Genomic DNA, 4014 nt, shown 5'->3' with positions numbered 1-4014 from the left:
CGGATTTAGGCCGCTTCCTTGGGTTTGACATATCTGGCAATAGGTTTATCCTCAACTCTTCTCGCTTCTTATCTTATTATACCGTATTGCCCTAAAATATTAACCTAATTTGAGATTAAATCATGCTCCTCTGGCTCTTCGTCCACCGGACTCAGCAGCAGTAGTGCTGTCCACAAATGTTCCGATGGTACTTGCAACTTAGCTGGACCCCCCACCCCCATATATGACCCAACTCCTAGGCTAATTACCCGTGCTGGAATATCATGGGAGCTGAGGACCTGTTGCATTAACTCGGCTTCCCAGCGCATAGCAGTGGTTTTTAGTGTAATCCAAGACACGATCATTTCTATCTCTAGGATAGGCACAAAGCTTGATGCACTTTACCTCAGATAACTGGGAAAAATAACTCCATATACATAGATACTATTATCTCACCCCACAGGGCAGTTATACCAGCAGCGATCGCTAAAAAAGGACCAAATGGCATGGGTTGGCGGCGGTCTAATATGCCCACAGCCATGGCTCCTGCGCCGATAAAGGCTCCTAAACCACAGGCGATGAAACTTGCGACCAATAGCATCTTCCACCCCAACCAAGCCCCCATAAGGGCCGCTAATTTAGCATCTCCCGCCCCCATAGCCGTTTGTCCAAAAGCCATGGACCCCAAAAAGGCGATCGCTTCAAATAACCATAATCCTAGCACCGCCCCCAAAACACCCACCATTAACTGGTCTATCACCCCAGCCGTTTTTAATCCCAGTAAGCCTTGAAAACACAACCCCACCACTAAACCTGACTGGGTGAGAGGGTTAGGAAGGATTAAGGTATCTATATCAATTAGAGATAATGCCACCAACCAAGCTAATAACGCCCACAAGCCAAACAGTTGTACTATAGTTCCTGGCATGATGGTTACATATACCAGCAAAAACAATAGACCCATTAACCCTTCTACTAAAGGATAGCGCATAGATATCGGTGCATGGCAATGGCGACATTTACCCCGCAACCACAACCACCCCAAAACCGGCACATTTTCACTTAAACCTAAACGGGTATGACAATGGGGACATCGTGAGGGAGGATACCACACCGACAGACCAGCCGGGACTCGATACACAATGACATTTAAAAAGCTACCTATGGAAGCGCCTAGGGCAAATATAATCAAGTAAGCCGGCAGATCAACTAAAATATCCATTAGACTTTCACCTTTCACCGGGGTTTCACGCCCGCTTCCTAGCCTGGGGCTAAAATAACTCTAATTCTATCTGCTCAAAGGGGATAAAACATTCTCCCGGAAGCAAAATGGGTTTGGGGGAGAAAAGCAGTAAACTCCGATAGCTGCGGGAATTAATGGCTACACCAGACGGACGGCGCATTCGTTTCGCGTGTACTTCTGAATAAGCATGATACACCCGTCGGGCTATCCTCAGTAGTTGGGGATCTTGTATCCGCCACTCTTGGCTAAGGGGTAAGTCCGGGTTTGGAGGCGGCGTTACGGGATTTTTTAACTCTGAGTTGGAGCCATAAACCACAAAGACAATTCCCAAAGGGTTAATCAACACACCTGGTTAGATGTTAAACTAAAACTATCACAACAATTCCATAATTTCGGTAAACTGCCCTACAACATACTAAAAACCATGCCAGATAAACCCAATCTTCTCGCCTTGGACTTTGATGGTGTTCTCTGTGATGGCTTGCTGGAGTATTTTCAGACGGCTTGGCGTACATATCTCGAAGTTTGGTCGCCTCCTGAGTCTACCCCCCCGGATGATTTACCCCCTAGATTCTACCGCACTAGACCTGTGATTGAAACGGGCTGGGAAATGCCTCTTTTGATCAGGGCTCTGATTTTGGGGTGGGCTGAATCTCAGATTCTCAGCGATTGGCATAGTATATCACGTCAACTGCTCGAACAAGAACATTTGTCACCGGAAGTTCTTGGCTCTCGACTTGATCAAATTCGTGATCAGTGGATCGCTACAGACCTACCAGGGTGGTTGGCTTTACATCGCTTTTATCCGGGTGTATGCGATCGCCTTCGGGTTATTCTTGAGCAGGACATGATACAATTACGCATAATTACCACTAAGGAAGAACGATTTGTGCGATCGCTTCTCGGACAACAGGGAATTATTCTCGACCCGGGAATCATTTTTGGTAAGGGACACAAACAGCCTAAGCACCAAACTCTACGGGATCTCATGACTCTTTCTGATCCTAGTCCGCTGATCTGGTTTGTTGAGGACAGAATGAAAACTTTGTTGTCTGTACAAGGTCAACCAGACCTACAACAGGTTACACTGTTTTTGGCTGACTGGGGTTACAATACTCCCATAGAGAGACGTTTGGTGGCTGAATATCCCCCCATCCGTTTGTTGTATTTGTCTCAATTTACTCAGGATTTTGAGGCTTGGTAATTACCTAATTATCCGCTTAGTTCATGGTGCAAACAATTACGACAATTAAACTCACTAGAATATTTATGGTGATTGGTGACTTATTATTAAGTGGTATATCTGAGAGCGATCGCTCCCCTATTTAGCAGATTCAACCTCACTGTAATCCTTGGGGATAACCCCCGAAATTATAACTCCTAATGACTGCTATATATACTAGCCAATGTTTGGCGGATTTATGGCTTGGTAAATAGAGTTAAATATGATCTAAAATTAGTTTATTTCGATATCTATGAAACTTAACTTATCACAAATTTTTCTCGACCATAAAGTTAAACCTCGTGGTATTATCTATGTGGGAGCTGGAGAAGGGCGATCGCTCAAACGTTTTGCCAAGTTTACTAATGCTCAAATATTGCTAATAGAAGCGAATCCTGTCACCTGTGAACGGTTAAAAATGGCTGTAGGCGATCGACCTAATATTCAGACAGTTCACATGGCGATCGCTGACCAAAATAGTGAAGCCACTCTCCACGTTACCAACATCGAATCCAACAGTTCCATTTTACCACTAACACAATACAAAAAACTTTATCCTAACCTCAGCGAAACTCAGCAAATCCCCGTTGATACCCGCACTATTGACACCATTTTAGCCGAACTTAATCTACTCCCAGAAGACTTTAATATACTATATTTAGACATCCAAGGAGCCGAACTTCTCGCCTTAACAGGAGCCTCCGAAATTCTCCAACATCTTGATGCTATTTACACCACGACAAGCCAACATCAACTATTTGAAGGTGGAGCGACTCTTGAGCAAGTTAACGCCTTTCTCAATGAACATTATTTCACCCCCATAGCCCAAGCAACTCCTTATCATCCCTCTCGGTATGAAGTTGTTTATATTCACAACAACCTCATCAATACCTCGATACTTACTCCCGAAATTGCTGCAAATATTCGCCTCCACCCCCCCGCGGAACCGAAACCGACCGAACTCAAAATAACTCTATCTCGACTCCAAGAATTAGAATCCGAACAGGAACTTTTAAAATATCAACTACAACAACATCAGAAAGACCTCGGAAAATCTCAATCTGATTATCAGCAGAAGCACAAAGAGTTAGAAAACTCCCAGTCTCAACTACAGCAGACTCGGAAAGACCTGGAAAAATCTCAATCGGATTTTCAGCAGAAGCACAAAGAGTTAGAAAACTCTCAGTCTCAACTACAGCAGACTCAGCTTGAATTAAAAAATCTGCACTCACAACTCGAACAAAGTCAGGAAGAGTTAGAAGAGTCCAAGGGGATAAGAGACCAAATATTAGCTGATTTAGAGAAATCTTATTCTCAATTCAAACAGAGTCAGACTCAATTAGAGCAGTCTCAGTCTCAATTAGAGCGAACTCAGACTGAGTTACAACAGTCTCAATATCAACGAGACCAAATATTAGCAGAATTAGAACAATACCATACACGACTACAGCAGACTCAGAAAGACCTCGAAAAATCTCAATCGGATTTTCAGCAGAAGCAGAAGGAGTTGGAAAACTCCCAGTCTCAACTACAGCAGACTCAGAAAGACCTGGAAAAATCTCAATCGGAT

4 protein-coding genes and 1 pseudogene are annotated in these 4014 nt (G+C 43.9%); 2 read left to right on the top strand and 3 right to left on the bottom strand.

Going from position 1 to position 4014, the window contains the following annotated elements; genetic code table 11:
* Positions 1–104: 104 nt before the first annotated feature.
* From P5674_RS19200 to P5674_RS19190, 3 genes are read right to left on the bottom strand one after another with little or no spacing between them, the layout of a single operon-like run.
* On the bottom strand, positions 105–344 hold the full coding sequence (locus P5674_RS19200) for a hypothetical protein (RefSeq protein ID WP_006616365.1): 240 nt from the start codon (positions 342–344) through the stop codon (positions 105–107).
* 41 nt (positions 345–385) lie between these two features.
* Positions 386–1201 carry a prepilin peptidase gene (locus P5674_RS19195; protein ID WP_014276063.1) on the bottom strand — a complete coding sequence of 272 codons (816 nt, stop codon included), beginning with the start codon at positions 1199–1201 and terminating at the stop codon, positions 386–388.
* Positions 1202–1250: 49 nt separating this feature from the next.
* The gene (locus P5674_RS19190; protein WP_006616367.1) at positions 1251–1568 is read right to left on the bottom strand and encodes a hypothetical protein; all 318 of its coding nucleotides are present in this window, start codon (positions 1566–1568) and stop codon (positions 1251–1253) included.
* 78 nt (positions 1569–1646) lie between these two features.
* Here P5674_RS19190 and P5674_RS19185 point away from each other — a divergent pair, with 78 nt between their 5' ends.
* Both P5674_RS19185 and P5674_RS19180 read left to right on the top strand, forming a co-directional pair.
* The gene (locus tag P5674_RS19185) at positions 1647–2426 is read left to right on the top strand and encodes an HAD family hydrolase (RefSeq protein WP_014276064.1); all 780 of its coding nucleotides are present in this window, start codon (positions 1647–1649) and stop codon (positions 2424–2426) included.
* Positions 2427–2697: 271 nt separating this feature from the next.
* Positions 2698–4014 (top strand): annotated as a pseudogene (locus P5674_RS19180) (FkbM family methyltransferase); the annotation flags it as partial.

This window comes from Limnospira sp. PMC 289.06 (genome assembly GCF_032350395.1).
GTDB lineage: Bacteria > Cyanobacteriota > Cyanobacteriia > Cyanobacteriales > Microcoleaceae > Limnospira > Limnospira platensis.
The sequence above is the reverse complement of the archived record's forward strand: the minus strand, read 5'-3'. Positions and strand labels throughout refer to the sequence as shown.